The sequence below is a fragment of the Duganella sp. LjRoot269 genome (assembly GCF_964254095.1).
Classification (GTDB): Bacteria; Pseudomonadota; Gammaproteobacteria; order Burkholderiales; family Burkholderiaceae_D; genus Rugamonas; species Rugamonas hordei.
In genome coordinates this window covers 4,931,212-4,946,206 of record NZ_CAXUSL020000001.1, presented here as the reverse complement: position 1 = coordinate 4,946,206, position 14,995 = coordinate 4,931,212, and the positions used below count along the sequence as shown (strand labels likewise).

Here is a 14,995-nt window from a genome sequence, read left to right as displayed (position 1 = left end):
GCTGTCGTGCCGCGCTAGAACGCGAGGGCGGCCCGCAATGCGATCTGGGTGCCCTGAGAACGGTTTCTGGCGCCAAACTCTTTGTACGCATGAAGCCAGACGGTCGGCAAGCCGGATCCAGGCGCGAAGAAGTTGAGCGTCGGCCCCAGCGCCGTGACGCGGGCGCGGTTGGCGAGGACGCCGCTGGCATCGTCGTCGCTGAGCTGCTGGTAGCGATATCCGCCCAGCCCGATGGTGTAGGCGCCGACATGCTGGCCGAGCGCGAACTCATGCTGCCACTCATTGCCCGAGCGGTAGTTGGTGGCGTGGTTCCTGGTGTTGATATTGATCTGGGCGGTCGACGAGACCTCGAAGCCTGTTGCGCCGATGTAGCTGACGGCGTAGGTGGGCGAATAGGTCCAGTGATTGGAGCCGGTGTTGACCAGGCGGTTCTTCTCGTAGGAGCCGGTCGGCGCCTGCACCTGCAGGGTGGCGGTCTGGAACAGCCCGCCCGAGGCCCATTGCAGGATCACCGGCATGACGCAGATGTCGCCGAGCGTGGTCTTCTTGCCCGACAGGTTGAGCGGTCCTGCCGGCGTCGGAATGCCGAGGCCGAGGTCCATGTTCATCACCGGCAGCACCGCGATGTAACCGTATTTGGCGCCCAGGATGGTGGTGTTGGTCGTCTTGATCACGGCTACGCTGAGGGTGTTGACGGTCAGGTCGATGGCGGTGGGCGAGCGGTTGCCCGCGTCATCGCGCAATTGCGAGGCGTGGTAGGACGTGGCGCGCAGGCCCACCGTCGCCCCGTCCGACGGCGGCGGCAACATGGCGGCGCTGAAGTCGGACACGCCGAAAGGGGTGATGGGCGCGCCGCCCTCGACCGCGCCAGCGGACCAGGCCAGGCCCAGCAGGGTCGCGCAAAGGATGGCGTGCTTGTGTTGTGTTGGGAAATATTTGTGCTGGATCATATGAGTACCTGTTGTATGGGGGAGGGTGCACTTAGTCATGCGAAGGGAAAACCTGGCGGCCGTGGAAGAAGGTCTGCCTGACCTCCACGTTGTGAACCTGCTCGATGGGAACCTTGAACAGATTCCTGTCGAGCACGATGAAGTCGGCTGACTTGCCCGCTTCTATCGATCCGGTCTGGCGGCCCAGCCCCATCGCCTCGGCGCTGTTGATGCTGAAGATGCGCAGCGCCGTGGCCAGGTCGACCGCCTGCTCGGGCCACATCGCGCCCGGGATCCCGTCCGTCGGGTTCTTGCGCGTGACCAGGCCTTCGATGCCCACCCAGGGATTGGGCGTGGCCTGGCCGACCGGCCAGTCCGAGCCGCCGGCCACCAGCGCGCCGGAGCGCGACAGGCTCTTGACCGGATACATATGATCGGCGCGCTCCTTGCCGATGGCCATGGCGCTGGCCATGCCCAGGCCGGAGGGGAACCAGATCATCGGCGAAATTTCGGCGGTCACGTTCAACCGGGCGAAGCGCGCGATGTCGCTCTCGGCGATGGAGTTGACATGGGCGACCTGGTGACGCTGCCCCGGCATGCCGTTGTGCTTGCGGACCGCCTCGATGGCGTCGAGCGCGAGGCGCACAGAGCCGTCGCCGGTGGCGTGCATCTTTACCGCAATGCCGCGCTTGTCCAGTTGCGTCAGCAGCTGCACCAGTTGCGCAAGCGTGTAGTTGCTCTTGCCGTGGAAATGCGCACCGTGTTCGGCGTCGGGCAGGTAGGGTTGCAGGAAGTCGGAGGTGCGGGCCGGCGGCACGCCGTCCAGGAACAGCTTGACGAAGTCCGGCCGCAGGTTGGTGCCGCGATAGTTCTCGCGCACCGCCACCAGCGCCAGGCCGGTGCGCTCGGCGGGATCGGCGGCGGGCATGGACGACAGCGTGGACACCATGTGCACGCTCAGGCCTTCATGGCGGTCGATCTGGCTCCAGATGCCGAGCATGCCCTCCGTGGTGTACGCGTCCTGCACGCCGGTGATGCCGACGCCGTTCAAGGTGGCCAGCGCGGCGCGGGCGGCCGCCAGCTGGCGATCCCTGGTGCGCGGCGGGATTTGCCGTTCCAGCGCCAGGAAGGCGGGGAATTCCTTGAGCAGGCCGGTAGGCAGGCCGCTGGCCGCGTCCTTGTCGATGACGCCGCCGGCGGGATCGGCGCTGCCGGCGGAGATGCCGGCCCGTTTCAGCGCTTCGCTGTTGGCCCAGCGGTTGTGGAAGGTGTCGTCGCGCAAGATCACCGGATGGCCGGCGCTGGCCCGGTCCAGCGCCGCCAGCGCGGCCGGCGACGAGATTTCCGCCTGCAGGCTGGCGCTCCAGGCTGCCCCGACGACCCAGTCGCCCGGTTCGGCCTTGGCGGCGCAGTCGGCCACGCGCGCGAACACCTGCGCGAGCGTGGCGGACGGCGGGAAGTTGCAGGAAAATAGATCTTCGTAACCGCCGTCGAGCGGATGGATGTGGGCGTCGTTAATGCCCGGCATGACCATCGCGCCCCGCACGTCGACGATGCGGGTTTGCGGACCGGCCAGGCGTGCGATTTCGGCGTTGCTGCCGCTGGCGACAAAGCGGCCGTCGCGCACCGCGAAGGACTCGGCCCATGGCGTTTTTTCTTGCATGGTGTAGATGGCGCCGTTGCGTACGATGAGATCGGCTGGCGTGGCGGCCCATGTCAGCCACGGCAATGCCGCCAGGACGATTCCGGCTGCCAGCCGTTGCGCCGCGTACTTTCTTTCATGCATATCTGGACTCCCCTGTTTATATTGTTTATATCGTTTGTATTTCCTGTGCCCAAAATCAGTCTAGGGAGGGGGAGGACCCGCGTCACCTCCCATATAGGGGGTGAGCGTTGGACGAACGGCTGGCCTCATCTGATCAGATGATTTACTTGGGTCATGGGCATCGATACAGTCGATAACGTTGGAACCGAAAAACCACTTCGCAACCATCCAACTTCGCGCAAGCCAACCCAAGAGATTTTTATAAAGTCATGACAAAAACCAGTGCAGAACGCTTTGTGACCGTTGCGGTCGTGGACACCAACGGCTTACTCCGTGGACAAAAAGTGGCCACCGGCGAGCTCCCCGGCATCCTGGCCAACGGTATGGGCATGTCGCCGGCACAGTTGGCGCTGGATCCAACCGACGTCTTCCTGACCATGCCCGGCGTCACCGATGGCACGGGCGACTTCCACGACAGTTTTCTGCGGGTGGATGCGAGCAGCCGCCGCGACATTCCGTGGGAGGCCGACACCGACCAGGGCTTGTTCCTGTCGGAATTCACCGGCGACGCCGAGGCCTATTGCCCGCGCAGCGTGCTGCGGCGCGTGCTGGCGCGCGCAGCGGCGATGAATTGTTTCCCCAAGCTGGGCTTCGAACTCGAATTCACCCTGTTCAATGAAACCGCGGAGACATTGAAGGAAAAGGGTTACGACAATCTGCGCACCGCCACCGCGCACGCCAGCCACGACCTGGTGATCTACCAGACGGCGCAGTCGGACTTCTACAACGGCGTCGCCGATTTCTGCGAGCCGCTCAATATCCAGCTGGCCAAGATGCATGAGGAAATCGGCGGCGGGTTCATGGAGGCATGCATCGCGGCCAACACGGCGATGGCCGCCGCGGATCAGGCCGTGCTGCTGAAGAACTTCCTGCGCGCGTTCGCCATGCGCCGCGGCCAGACGATCAGCTTCATGCCCCGTTGGTCGGAGCAAGCCGACAGCCAGTCCACCCACATCCATATCTCCTTGCTGGACAAGGAGGGCAAAGCCCACTTCTGGGACGAGGGCGCCGACCACCGGATGTCAAAACGCTTCCGCCATTTCATCGCCGGCCTGCAGACCTATTTGCCGGAATTCATGCTGATCTTCGCCCCGACGGTCAACAGCTGGCGGCGTTTTGCCGAAGGCACGTTCGCGCCGCCGGCGTTTACCTGGGGCGTCGAAAACCGCACGACCTGCCTGCGGATGGTCGGCCAGAGTCCGAATTCGATCCGGGTCGAAAACCGCCTGCCATGTGGCGACTCCAACCCCTACCTGACCGCGGCGGCGACGATCGCGGCGGGCTTGGCCGGCATGGAGGCCGAGCTCGAGCCGACGGCGCCAACCACGGGCAACGGCTACCTGCCGGATGCGCGCCACGGCCCGCCGCTGCACAAGAACATGCAGGCGGCCATCACCGCGCTGCGCGATTCAAGCTGTGTCAAGGAGTGGCTGGGTGCCCGCTTCGTGGAAACCTACAGCGCCACGCGCGAAGCCCAGCTGAAGCAATTCGCCGGCAAGTCGCTGATCGACGAGCGCCGCCGTTTCTTTGAATTGGGGTAGGCCATGACCTTGATCGGCATCATCGAATGCGGCCAGACGCAAAGCGGCTGGCTCGACGAGCACGGCGAAATGGCGGATCCGTTTCCTCCCTTCCTGCGTCGCGCGGATCCGGCGCTCACCTTTCGGGTCTACAAGGCGCACCAGGGGCTGCTGCCCGCGCAGGCGGACGAATGCGATGCGTGGTTGATCACGGGCAGCCCCAGCAGCGTTGCCGAGCGCCCCGCATGGCAGAACCAGCTGGCGCGCTTCCTGGTACAGGCGGTCCGGCACCGCCCCGTCGTGGGTATCTGTTTCGGCCACCAGCTGCTGCATGACGCCCTTGGCGGCGTCGTCGAGAAAGCGGCCAATGGCTGGGGGATAGGCGTCCAGACGTATGCGCTGACGGATACGCCGGCGTGGGCGCCACGTGCGGCAGATGGGTTCAGACTCATCGCGCTGCATCAGGATCAGGTGACCGCTCCGGCGCCGGGAAGCCGTGTGCTGGCCGGTAACGCATTTTGTCCGATCGGCATCAGCACCATAGGCGACAACGTCTTGACGATACAGGCGCATCCCGAGATGACGACCAAGCTGGCGCGTGACATCTACGAAACCCAGCGCGCCCAGCAAGGCGATGCACTGACCGACCAGGCGGTGCGCAGTCTCCAGGGCGAGATCGACGGTCCTTTGGCTGCAAGCTGGATTATCGCCTTCCTTAAACACCGCTCACTACGAGGTGCCGCCGTGCCCACAACAGTTTCTACCCGCCCGCTCACGCGGATCGACCTTTCCGATGCAGGTATCTGGCACCAAGCCGTTCCCACCGAAGAATTCTCGCGCTTGCGCCGGGAGGCGCCGGTCGCCTGGAACGAGCGGACCGACGGACACAAGGGCTTCTGGGCCGTGACGCGCTATGACGACATCGTCGCCGTGTCCGGCAATGTCGAGGTGTTTTCATCGCGCAATGGCGTAATCAGTCTCGACGATTTTGACGCCGAGCAGAACGATGCCCGCCGAACGCTATTGGAAATGGATCCTCCGCAACACCCGCAGATGCGGATGATCGCCGCGCCCGGCTTCATGCCCAAGGCGGTCGCCGCCCTGGAAGCCTCCGTGCGCGCGACGGCGGAGCAGCTTGTCAATGAAGTCGTGAACTCGCCCGAGGTCGATGTGGTGGGCGAATTGGCCAAACAATTACCCATATTCACCCTGTGCCGGCTGTTGGGCGTGCCGGAGGAGCGCCGCGACGACATGATACGCTGGAGCGACTTGCTGATCGGCTCCGACGATCCTGACTTCGTCGATCCCGCCGCCGCCGCGTACCCTCCTGAAAAACGGCGCCTGCTGCCGTTCGGCCATCCCGCTTCGCTGGCCGCGTTTGAACTCGGGCGCGAACTGGCGGAGGCGCGGCGCGTGCATGCGGCGCCGGACATCGTGACGCGGCTGGCCAACGGCACGTACGACGGACGACAGTTGACGGATGATGAGTTCTGCAACTACTTCCTGATGCTGCTGGTGGCGGGGAACGAAACCACGCGCCACTCGATCTCTCACGGCATCAAGGCCCTGGCGGACTTTCCGGACCAGTGGGCACATTTCAGAAACGGCGGAATCGACTCGCGCGTGGCGGCCGACGAGATCTTCCGCTGGGCCAGCTCGGTCCACTTCGTGCGCCGGGTCGCCGTGCGCGATATCGAACTGTCCGGCGCCCACATCGCCGCCGGCGACAAGGTGGCGATGTACTTCGCGTCCGGCAATCGCGACGACGCGCATTTCGACCAGCCCCATCGCTTCCGCATCGACCGTACGCCCAACCAGCACATGGCCTTTGGAAAAGGCGGCCCCCACTTCTGCCTGGGGACGCATGTGGCCAAGTTACAGGTGCGCATTTTGCTCGAGGAAATGGCAAAGCGCGTCGCCGCTATCGAGCTCGCCGGCCCGGTCGACCGCCTGCGCAGCAATCACATCCACGGCATCAAACGCCTGCCGGCCAGATTCCTCCCCGCCCGGTGACCGCCATGGACAAACAACACTGCATCATCCTGGGCGGCGGGCATGCCGGCGCCCAGTTGGCCACGAGCTTGCGGCAGCAAGGGTGGCGAGGCGCGATCACCATGGTGTCGCAGGAGAGCGTCCCGCCCTATCAGCGGCCGCCGCTGTCGAAGGGATACCTGGCGGGCGAACTGGGCTTCGACCAACTGCTGATCAAAAGCGCGCAGGCATATGAAACGGCCGACATTCAATTGAAGCTGGGAGTGCGCGCCGAACGCATCGAGCGCCAATCACGGCAAGTCCATCTGGCCAACGGGGAGGTGCTGCGCTACACCGACCTGGCGCTGACGCTGGGCGCGCAGGTGCGCCGGCTTCGCGTCCCCGGCAGTGACCTGGATGGCGTGTTTCATCTGCATACCGTCGCCGACCTCGAACGCATCAAGGCCCACATCGCGTCCGGCGCGAAGCGGAACGCCGTCATCATCGGCGGCGGCTACATAGGCCTGGAAACGGCGGCGGTATTGAGCAAGCTGGGCATGCAGGTGACGGTCCTCGAAGCGATGCCGCGCTTGCTGCAGCGCGTCACCACCGCAGACGTCGCCGGTTTCTACGAACGCCTACACGCCGAAGAGGGCGTCACGATTCTATGCAACCGAACCGTCAATGCGCTGCTCGGCCAGCGCGACGTGGAAGCGGTGGTGTGCGAAGGCGGGGAGACCTTGCGCGCCGACCTGGTCATCGTCGGCATCGGCGTGACCCCGCATACCGACCTGGCCGCGGCCGCCGGATTGACGACCAACCACGGCATCGTGGTCGATGAGTTCGCCCAAACCAGCGACCCGCGCATTGTGGCCGCCGGCGACTGCACCGAGTTTTTCAGCGTGAAATATAGACGCATGATTCATCTGCAATCGGTGCCCAACGCGATGGGGCAGGCCGCATGCGCCGCCGCCACGTTGTGTGGAAAACCGGTGGCGTACCAGGCGCAGCCTTGGTTCTGGTCGGACCAGTACGATGTGAAGCTGCAGATGGCCGGACTATCGCAGGGGCATGATCAAGTAGTGGTGCGCGGCGATCACAGGACCGGCCGGAGTTTCTCGGTCTACTATTTTGCGGCCGGCAAACTCATCGCGCTCGATTGCGTGAATCAACCCAAGGAATTCATGCAGGGCAAAAAAATGATCGCATCAGAACAAGTTTTCAATCCCAGTCACCTTCTCAACCTGGAGTCTCCCAAGCCATGATTAAAGTAAATTTCGTTGACCATCTCGACCAGGTGCGCGTGGTGGAGGCGGCGGTTGGAAGCACGCTGATGCAAGCGGCCGTCGACAATGGCATTGCCGGGGTGGTCGCGGAATGCGGCGGCTTTTGTTCGTGCGCGACCTGTATGTGCTATGTCGATGAGCAATGGGCGGCAGCCCTGAATCGCGCCAGCGACATGGAGCATGCCATGCTGGAATCGGCTGCGGGCGACAAGCCCAACTGTCGATTGTCCTGCCAGATTACGTTGACCAACGACATGGATGGCATGACCGTCCGCTTGCCGGAAAGCCAGTATTAGGGACGAGCCGGCCGACGGCGGTGCATACTGTGCCCGGTTGAACCAGGATAGGGACGCGGCTTCATGGATATTTCGCATGTTTCGGACGAGTTCAAACGGGAGTTGCTTGCTCTCGTAAACGGGCTGCTGCCGGCCGACGGCACCCGATTCTATATCTACGTCCCGTGGGCGCAGCTCAAGCAGGACACCGCGTCGGACGGCCAGCTCGATCAAATGGTCGGCGACTATGCGAGAAAATTCTGGGCGCTCGATCCCATGCATCCGTCCCGGTTCGAGGAAACCGGGACCGTCGTCATTTCCAACTCGACGATCATGGAAGACGCCGCGTGGCGCGAAACCGAGATTTTCAAGGGGTTTTACCAGCCGAACGGCTATTTCCATAATTGCGATATCTTTCTCAGGCAAAAAGACCGCATAGTCGCGGTACTGACGCTGGTGAGAAAGCGTGCGGATCAGCCATTCACGGCCGGTGAAATCGCGCTCCTGCGCCAGGTGCAGCCGTTTGTCGAATATGCCCTGGGCGCGATCTACGTGCCCAGCCGCGTGCACAATCGCGCCAGTCTGTCGGCCGAGTATCGCCTGACCCCCAGGGAGATCGATGTGGTCGAGATCGCCGCCACCGGGGTCAGCAACAAGGTCCTTTGCAAGCACCTTGCCATTTCCCTGCCCACGCTGCGCACCCATATCCAGAACATCTACACCAAGATGGGCGTGCGCTCGAATGCGGAGCTGATCGCAAAATTGGGACGCGTCGACCTCGCGATCACGCCCACATTGCCGATTCGGGCTAACGCGCCAGACGGGATCTGAATCACTATTGGCATGTGCAAAACAAACTTTGATCATGCTTGCCGATCAGGGTTCGCTGCGCACCGAGCAATTCGCCGAATATATTCCCAGACGAGGTACGTTTATGACTGAAATTGAACTGGAAGCTCTGAATTTCCCAGATGCTCCGAAAATGATATCCGCCGAATTCCCCGGCCCCAAGGCGGCAGCGGCGCTCGCATTGTCCGCCCGCACGGAATCGATGGCACGTGGCGGCGGTCGCATGCCGGTGGTCATGGACCGCGCCTTCGGCGTGACGATCAAGGACCCGGACGGCAATACCTTCATCGACCTGTCGGCCGGCGTGGGCGTGAGCAGCGTTGGCCGTTGCCACCCGAAGGTGGTGGCGGCCATGCGCGCGCAGTCGGAAGTGCTGATGCACGCGATGGAGGTGAACAGCTCCAAGCGCACCGAACTGGCCGCCAAGATCTCCGAAATCATGCCCGATGGCCTGCGTGGCGACTGCATCACCTTCTTCACGCAAAGCGGCAGCGATGCGCTGGAAGCGGCCGTCAAGTTCGCCAAGCGCGTCACCGGCCGGCACCAGATCATCGCCTTCCACGGCGCCTACCACGGCGTGTGGAACGCCTCGAACGCGCTGACCACCGGCACCGCCTACCGCAAGGGCTACGGTCCGTTCATGGGCGGCGTGATCCATGCTCCCTATCCCTACGCCTACCGCTTCCCGTTCGACACCACCCACAAGAGCGCCGAGACGATCGCCGGCGAGTATATCGACTATCTGCTGAACACTCCGTACACGGCGGCCGATGACGTGGCCGCCGTGATCGTCGAGCCGGTGCAGGGCGAAGGCGGTTACGTGCCGCCGTCGCCGGAATTCCTGCGCCTGCTGCGCAAGGCCTGCGACCGCAGCGGCGCGCTGCTGATCGTGGACGAAGTGCAATCGGGCGCCGGCCGTACCGGCAAGATGTGGGCGGTGGAACATTCGGGCGTGAAGCCTGACATGCTGACCTTCGGCAAGGGCATGGGCGGCGACGTCCCGATGGCCGGCCTGGCGATGCGCTCGGATCTGGCGGCCAAGATCCCCGACGGCTCGGTGCCCAACACGTTCGCGGCCAACTCGGTGGCGGCGGCGGTGGCCCTGACCAACATCAGCCTGCTGCAAGATCCCGAGCTGGATCTGCTCAACCGCGCGCATACGCTGGGCCTGGAAGTACAACAGCATATCCGCGCCTTCAACAGCCCGTACGTGGGCGAAGTGCGCGGCCGCGGCCTGATGATCGGTATCGAGCTGGTGGAAGACAAGGTCACCAAGGAGCCGCTGAGCGGCGAGAAACTGGGTAAGTTGATGGGCTACGTCCTGAGCCACGGCGTGCTGATGGTGCCGTGCGGCCGTTACACCAATGTGATGCGTGTCATGCCGTCGCTTACGATACCGCGCTCCCTGCTGTTCAAGGCGCTGGACGTCTTCGGCGAAGGCCTGGCAGCGCTCTGAGTGCCTGCCGTTCGACCATGCCCGCTGCTGCGCCGCATGGTTGAGCGGCGGTTTGCAGCCTTACAAAGAGGACTGGATGGCGGCGCGCGCGCGCGGCGTTTGCGACGGCAGCTCGCCAAACAAACCCTTGTAGCAGGTCGCGAAGTGGCTCAGGTGGAAGAAGCCCCAGTTCGCGGCGGCCTGTCCGATGCCTAGCTCGATCGCGCTGGTTGATACCAGCAGCCTGCGCACCGCGTTCAGTCTGATGGAGCGCAGGTAGTCGAGCGGCGAGGTCTGGGTCACCGCGTTGAAGCTGTTCTGGATCGTCCGCGGGCTGGTATGCAGCCGTTCGCAGAGATCGAGAATAGTGACCGGCATGTCGCCGCTCGACATCGCAATGTGGTGGCACTTGTCAACGATAAAGCTTTGCGTGGAACTGCTCAGGCGTTGGTTCTTGTCGCACTCCGGGTCATTGATCAGGTCCAGCAGGGCGCTGATGATCGAGTGCTCAAGCATCTTTTCCGCCGCGGGTGTCCCGATCAGGTGCGGATTGGCCGCCGCGTGCGAGAACAGTGCGAGCAGCTTGGTTCGGACCTCGTTGAGCCTATCCTCGGGGACCTCGATCACGGGCTGCTTCAGCAGCGCATCCAGGCTGCTGGGCGACATCGACGCGGACAATAAGTTCTCGAATACCTCATATTCAAGCGTGATGGCCAGCATGTCCGTGTCCATCGGCATGTGGAACATGAATTCTTCACCACTTTGGAGCACGAAGACACTGTTGTCGGACGCCTTGCGCCCCTGCATGCGGGCGGTTCCGGGCATGGCGGTGGGGACGGCGAAACACAATTTTCCGCGCGGCGCCTGGCCGTGCTGGACCACACGCTGATTCATGTATTCGCGAAAAACATGGAGGTGGCCGGTAGAAATCTGCACCAGTGAACTCTGCAGGCACCCCGGTGTTATCTGGTTGTAGGTCTGATTCCACTCGTTTACGGAAGCGGCGTGGAGATGCACGTCCCGAAAGCGATCCATTGTTGCGTTCATAGCGTCCTCACCGGTCTGTTCACAAAGTGGGTGTCCTGCAGCGGGCAATCGACGTTGCGGCCGTCCGCCTATCCAAGCGAATTTCATGCCTGCAATCAACGGGATGCTTAGTCCATCGTACGCCCATTCGACTTGATGTAGAGCAAATATCGTCCATTGCATGAATGATTTTAAAGTACCACATTGCGGGACTCGATGTCACATGCTTTTCCAGCGAAAGCCACGCCTGGGGGCGGGATTATTGAAATGAAATGGCGTTTTAAGCGCAAATACAACAATTTCATCCCAGTTGGCGCACGTTCCTTGCGCTGGCTCATGGAATTTCAAAACAAAAATGGTCGGAAATATCGATTGACAGTCCCGTATTGTGGGATTACTCTTTAAAACATGAACACTCCAACACCCAATCCAGCGCCGACCGGCGCATCAGTCGTACTTCGTGCCTGCAGCATGGCGGGCGTCGATGTATGTTTCGCCAACCCGGGAACAACGGAAATGCCGTTCGTTGCCGCATTCGACGATGAAGGCGTCGGCGTCCGGGCCGTGCTCGGACTGTTTGAGGGCGTGTGCACCGGCGCCGCCGACGGCTACGGCCGCATGGCGGGCAAGCCGGCGGCCACGCTGCTGCACCTCGGCCCGGGCCTGGCCAACGGCCTGGCCAATCTGCACAACGCCCGTCGGGCGCGCACGCCGATCGTCAATATCATCGGCGATCATGCGAGTTGGCATCTGCAGTACGATGCGCCGCTGACTTCGGATATCGAATCGCTGGCGCGGCCCGTGTCAGGCTGGTACCGCAGCGTGGCGTCGGCCGCCGACCTGCGGCAAGATACGGCCGACGCCATCGGCGCGGCGCACGCCAGTCCTGGCCTGGTGTCGACGCTGGTTGTGCCGGTCGATTTCCAGCAAACCGCGGCGCCCGCGCAGACGACGCGCGCCCCGGTTTCCCGTCCCGGGTCCACGTTCTCTGCCGATCTGGTGGCGCAGGCCCATCGCGCGCTCCGTGGCGGCGGCAAGGCAGTGCTCCTGCTCGGCGGCGCGGACGCGTTGAGCGCCCGGGGCCAGATCGCCGCCGGCCGCATCGCGGCGGCGACCGGCGCCCGTCTCTTCAGCGAGACCTTCCCGGCCCGCAGCGAGCGGGGCGGCGGTCTGCCCGATATCGACCGCCTGCCGTATTTCCCGGAAGTGGCCATTGCCGCGCTCGATGGCGCCACCGTCATCCTGGCCGGCGCGATCGCGCCAGTGGCGTACTTCGGCTACGAAGGACTGCCCAGCGAGCTCGCTCCCCGGGACGCTCTCATCACGCTGGCGGCGCCCGGCGAGGCGGGGCATCTGGCGCTCGAGGCGCTGGCCGACTTGCTCGACGCGCCGCGCACCATTGCCGGTGTCGCTTCCAGCCGCTACGCGCTTGAAGATGGTCCGCTGACGCCGGCGGCCGTCGGCCGCACGCTGTCGAATGCGCTGCCCGACAACGCCATCGTTTCAATCGAGGGCGGGACCTGCGGCTATCCCTTTGTCACCGCCTCGGCCGCCGCCAAACGACACACCTTGCTCACCAATACCGGCGGCGCCATCGGCCAGGGCTTGCCGGTCGCGCTGGGCGCGGCGATCGCCTGCCCGGATCGCCGCGTGTATGCCCTGCAGTCGGACGGCAGCGCGCAATACACGATCCAGTCCTTGTGGACCATGGCGCGCGAGCGTTTGCCGGTGGTCATGCTGATCACGTCGAACAAGCGCTATGGCATTTTGCAGACCGAACTCGACCGCATGGACCTGGCGGAAATCGGCCCCCAGACGCAACGCCTGACCGTGCTGGACGATCCGGCGTTCGACTGGCTGGCGCTGGCCAAGGGTTACGGCGTCGCCGCCCAACGCGTTGCAACCGTCGCTCAACTGCGCGACGCGCTGGCCATTGCAGCGGACATCACCGACGGCAGCCCCTATCTCATCGAGATGTGCCTGCCCTAATTATTTAGTCACGATTGAAAGCACAACTATGAACCTCGAACTGAACGGAAAAGTCGCCTTTATCACGGGCGGCAGCATGGGTATCGGCAAGGCGGTCGCGCTGGAACTGGCGCGCGAAGGCGTCGATGTGGCGATCGCCGCGCGCCGCATGCCGCAATTGGAAGAGGCCGCGGCGGAAATCCGGGCCGCGCTCGGCGACCAGGGCGGCCGCGTCCTGCCGGTGGTGGTCGATACCACGGACATGGCGTCGATCGAGGCCGCGATGGCCAAGACCGTCGCAGCCTTTGGCAGCCTCGACATTCTGGTCAACGGCGCGGCCCACCCGGGCGGCCTGGTGCGCTCGGAACTCTCCGAGGCCGATCCTGAAGGGCTGCTGCAGGACATCAACATCAAGGTGGTCGGCTATTTCCGCTGCTGCAAGGCGGCCGCCCCTTACATGCAGCGCAAACAATGGGGCCGCATCGTCAACATCGGCGGCCTCACCGGACGCGGCAGCAAACAGCTTTCCGGTATGCGCAACATCGCCATCGTCCACATGACCAAGACCTTGTCGGATCAGCTTGGCCCGGACGGCATCACGGTCAACATCATTCATCCAGGCGTGGTTGAAACGCCCCACATCCACGAGCTGTATGAAAAAGAGGCGGCCAAACAAGGGCTGACCGCGGCGCAAGTGGAAGCCAACTACGCCAAGGCCACGCCGATCCGCCGCGTGCTGCAAGTCGAAGAGATGGGCTCGATTGTCGCCTTCCTGGCTTCACCGCGCGCAGCCTGCATCACGGGCGAGTCGATCGGTGCCGACGGCGGACTCACCCGCGGCATTTTCTTATAAGGAAGGTATTCAATATGTCGACCATACTTGTCGCCACAGCTGGCCAGGGTATCTTGCGCAGCAACGATGCCGGCGCCACCTGGCATCGTCTGGGCCTGACCGAACCCATTGAATTTGACGGCGTCGTGCGCGCCCTCGCGGTTGATCCCAGCCGTCCCGAGCGGATCTACGCCGGCGCCGATTGCGGTTTTTGCATCAGCGACGACGGCGGCGCGCACTGGCGCCGCGTGGACAGTCCGATCAATGGCATGACCGTCTGGTCGATCGCCGTCGATCCCAATGATCCTGCCGTGGTCTATGCCGGCACGGGCGCGCCTTCGCGTTCGGCCATCTTCAAGTCGGTCGATGCCGGCGAAACCTGGCTGCGCCTGCCGCCCGAGATTCCCGAGTTTTGCTCCGGTGTGAATCGCCCGCGCATGCTGACCATCTGCGTCGACCCGGACGACAGCCGGCAGGTCTGGTTTGGTGTCGAAGAGGGCGGGGCGTGGCGCAGCGCCGATGGCGGCCAGAGCTGGACGCGCGTCGATAGCCCTGGCGGCACGATACGCAATTCGGACATTCACGCGATCACCATCCTGCCCAGGACATTGACTGACAAGAAGACCACCCTGGTCCTGACCGTCAACGCGATCTATCGCAGCACCGACGACGGCCAGACCTGGTCCGGCAAGCTCTCAAGCCAGCAGTTCGACGGTCTGTACTACACGCGCACCGTGATGGCGCCGGCCGGGGCGGACAACTCCCTGGTGCTCGCCATGGGCGACGGCACGCCGGGACATGTGAGCCGTTTGTACCGTTCCGACGATGGCGCGCAAACATGGGTGCAATCCGAACTGGCGGAGACGCCCAATTCGACATTCTGGGCACTCGGGACGCATGCCGCCGATCCCACGTTGCTGTTTGCCGGCACCAAGTACGGCAGGCTGTTCCGATCGAACGACGGTGGCGTGAGCTGGCAGAAGGAATGGCGTGAGTTCAGCGAAATTACCGCCGTCACCTGGACGCCGTTCACGGCGCCGCTGGTCGCGCATGCCCAATCCACTCATTGACGGAGATAC

Annotated in this window: 12 protein-coding genes; 9 read left to right on the top strand and 3 right to left on the bottom strand. The window is 63.7% G+C overall.

The window, feature by feature from the left end; translation table 11 throughout:
- Positions 1–14 precede the first annotated feature (14 nt).
- Both ACSQ3S_RS22090 and ACSQ3S_RS22085 read right to left on the bottom strand, forming a co-directional pair.
- Complete coding sequence (locus tag ACSQ3S_RS22090) at positions 15–950, bottom strand: SphA family protein (protein WP_436143787.1); 936 nt, start codon at positions 948–950, stop codon at positions 15–17.
- Positions 951–981: 31 nt separating this feature from the next.
- Positions 982–2,715: an amidohydrolase gene (locus ACSQ3S_RS22085; protein WP_436143786.1), complete on the bottom strand. Its 1,734-nt coding sequence runs from the start codon at positions 2,713–2,715 to the stop codon at positions 982–984.
- 275 nt (positions 2,716–2,990) lie between these two features.
- On the opposite strand from ACSQ3S_RS22085, the gene ACSQ3S_RS22080 reads away from it, so the two are divergent.
- The 6 genes from ACSQ3S_RS22080 to ACSQ3S_RS22055 all read left to right on the top strand — a co-directional run bounded on the left by ACSQ3S_RS22080 (position 2,991) and on the right by ACSQ3S_RS22055 (position 10,111).
- On the top strand, positions 2,991–4,295 hold the full coding sequence (locus ACSQ3S_RS22080; RefSeq protein ID WP_436143785.1) for a hypothetical protein: 1,305 nt from the start codon (positions 2,991–2,993) through the stop codon (positions 4,293–4,295).
- A 3-nt stretch (positions 4,296–4,298) separates the two neighbouring features.
- Positions 4,299–6,287: a cytochrome P450 gene (locus ACSQ3S_RS22075; protein ID WP_436143784.1), complete on the top strand. Its 1,989-nt coding sequence runs from the start codon at positions 4,299–4,301 to the stop codon at positions 6,285–6,287.
- Positions 6,288–6,292: 5 nt separating this feature from the next.
- Positions 6,293–7,510, top strand: a complete 1,218-nt coding sequence (locus ACSQ3S_RS22070) for an NAD(P)/FAD-dependent oxidoreductase (protein WP_436143783.1) — start codon at positions 6,293–6,295, stop codon at positions 7,508–7,510.
- A complete protein-coding gene (locus ACSQ3S_RS22065; RefSeq protein ID WP_436143782.1) occupies positions 7,507–7,827 on the top strand; it encodes a 2Fe-2S iron-sulfur cluster-binding protein in 321 nt (106 codons plus the stop codon). Before ACSQ3S_RS22070 ends, ACSQ3S_RS22065 begins: the two co-directional genes overlap by 4 nt.
- Positions 7,828–7,890: 63 nt before the next feature.
- Positions 7,891–8,637: a LuxR C-terminal-related transcriptional regulator gene (locus ACSQ3S_RS22060; protein WP_436143781.1), complete on the top strand. Its 747-nt coding sequence runs from the start codon at positions 7,891–7,893 to the stop codon at positions 8,635–8,637.
- Positions 8,638–8,788: 151 nt separating this feature from the next.
- A complete protein-coding gene (locus tag ACSQ3S_RS22055) occupies positions 8,789–10,111 on the top strand; it encodes an aspartate aminotransferase family protein (protein WP_413449293.1) in 1,323 nt (440 codons plus the stop codon).
- A gap of 60 nt (positions 10,112–10,171) precedes the next feature.
- Here ACSQ3S_RS22055 and ACSQ3S_RS22050 read toward each other — a convergent pair whose 3' ends face one another.
- The gene (locus ACSQ3S_RS22050; RefSeq protein ID WP_353403116.1) at positions 10,172–11,137 is read right to left on the bottom strand and encodes a helix-turn-helix domain-containing protein; all 966 of its coding nucleotides are present in this window, start codon (positions 11,135–11,137) and stop codon (positions 10,172–10,174) included.
- A gap of 387 nt (positions 11,138–11,524) precedes the next feature.
- Between ACSQ3S_RS22050 and ACSQ3S_RS22045 the strand changes: the two genes are divergently transcribed.
- From ACSQ3S_RS22045 to ACSQ3S_RS22035, 3 genes are read left to right on the top strand one after another with little or no spacing between them, the layout of a single operon-like run.
- Complete coding sequence (locus tag ACSQ3S_RS22045; RefSeq protein ID WP_436143780.1) at positions 11,525–13,105, top strand: acetolactate synthase large subunit; 1,581 nt, start codon at positions 11,525–11,527, stop codon at positions 13,103–13,105.
- 28 nt (positions 13,106–13,133) lie between these two features.
- Positions 13,134–13,937, top strand: a complete 804-nt coding sequence (locus ACSQ3S_RS22040) for an SDR family NAD(P)-dependent oxidoreductase (protein WP_353403118.1) — start codon at positions 13,134–13,136, stop codon at positions 13,935–13,937.
- A gap of 14 nt (positions 13,938–13,951) precedes the next feature.
- Positions 13,952–14,986, top strand: coding sequence for a WD40/YVTN/BNR-like repeat-containing protein (locus ACSQ3S_RS22035; RefSeq protein WP_353403119.1), 1,035 nt, complete (start codon positions 13,952–13,954; stop codon positions 14,984–14,986).
- Positions 14,987–14,995 lie beyond the last annotated feature (9 nt).

Coding starts and splice junctions, on each gene's coding strand:
- ACSQ3S_RS22085 (WP_436143786.1), bottom strand. CDS start 2,715: ATGCATGAAAGAAAGTACGCGGCGCAACGGCTGGCAGCCGGAATCGTC.
- ACSQ3S_RS22035 (WP_353403119.1), top strand. CDS start 13,952: ATGTCGACCATACTTGTCGCCACAGCTGGCCAGGGTATCTTGCGCAGC.
- ACSQ3S_RS22040 (WP_353403118.1), top strand. CDS start 13,134: ATGAACCTCGAACTGAACGGAAAAGTCGCCTTTATCACGGGCGGCAGC.
- ACSQ3S_RS22065 (WP_436143782.1), top strand. CDS start 7,507: ATGATTAAAGTAAATTTCGTTGACCATCTCGACCAGGTGCGCGTGGTG.
- ACSQ3S_RS22075 (WP_436143784.1), top strand. CDS start 4,299: ATGACCTTGATCGGCATCATCGAATGCGGCCAGACGCAAAGCGGCTGG.
- ACSQ3S_RS22060 (WP_436143781.1), top strand. CDS start 7,891: ATGGATATTTCGCATGTTTCGGACGAGTTCAAACGGGAGTTGCTTGCT.
- ACSQ3S_RS22055 (WP_413449293.1), top strand. CDS start 8,789: ATGATATCCGCCGAATTCCCCGGCCCCAAGGCGGCAGCGGCGCTCGCA.
- ACSQ3S_RS22070 (WP_436143783.1), top strand. CDS start 6,293: ATGGACAAACAACACTGCATCATCCTGGGCGGCGGGCATGCCGGCGCC.
- ACSQ3S_RS22050 (WP_353403116.1), bottom strand. CDS start 11,137: ATGAACGCAACAATGGATCGCTTTCGGGACGTGCATCTCCACGCCGCT.
- ACSQ3S_RS22045 (WP_436143780.1), top strand. CDS start 11,525: ATGAACACTCCAACACCCAATCCAGCGCCGACCGGCGCATCAGTCGTA.
- ACSQ3S_RS22090 (WP_436143787.1), bottom strand. CDS start 950: ATGATCCAGCACAAATATTTCCCAACACAACACAAGCACGCCATCCTT.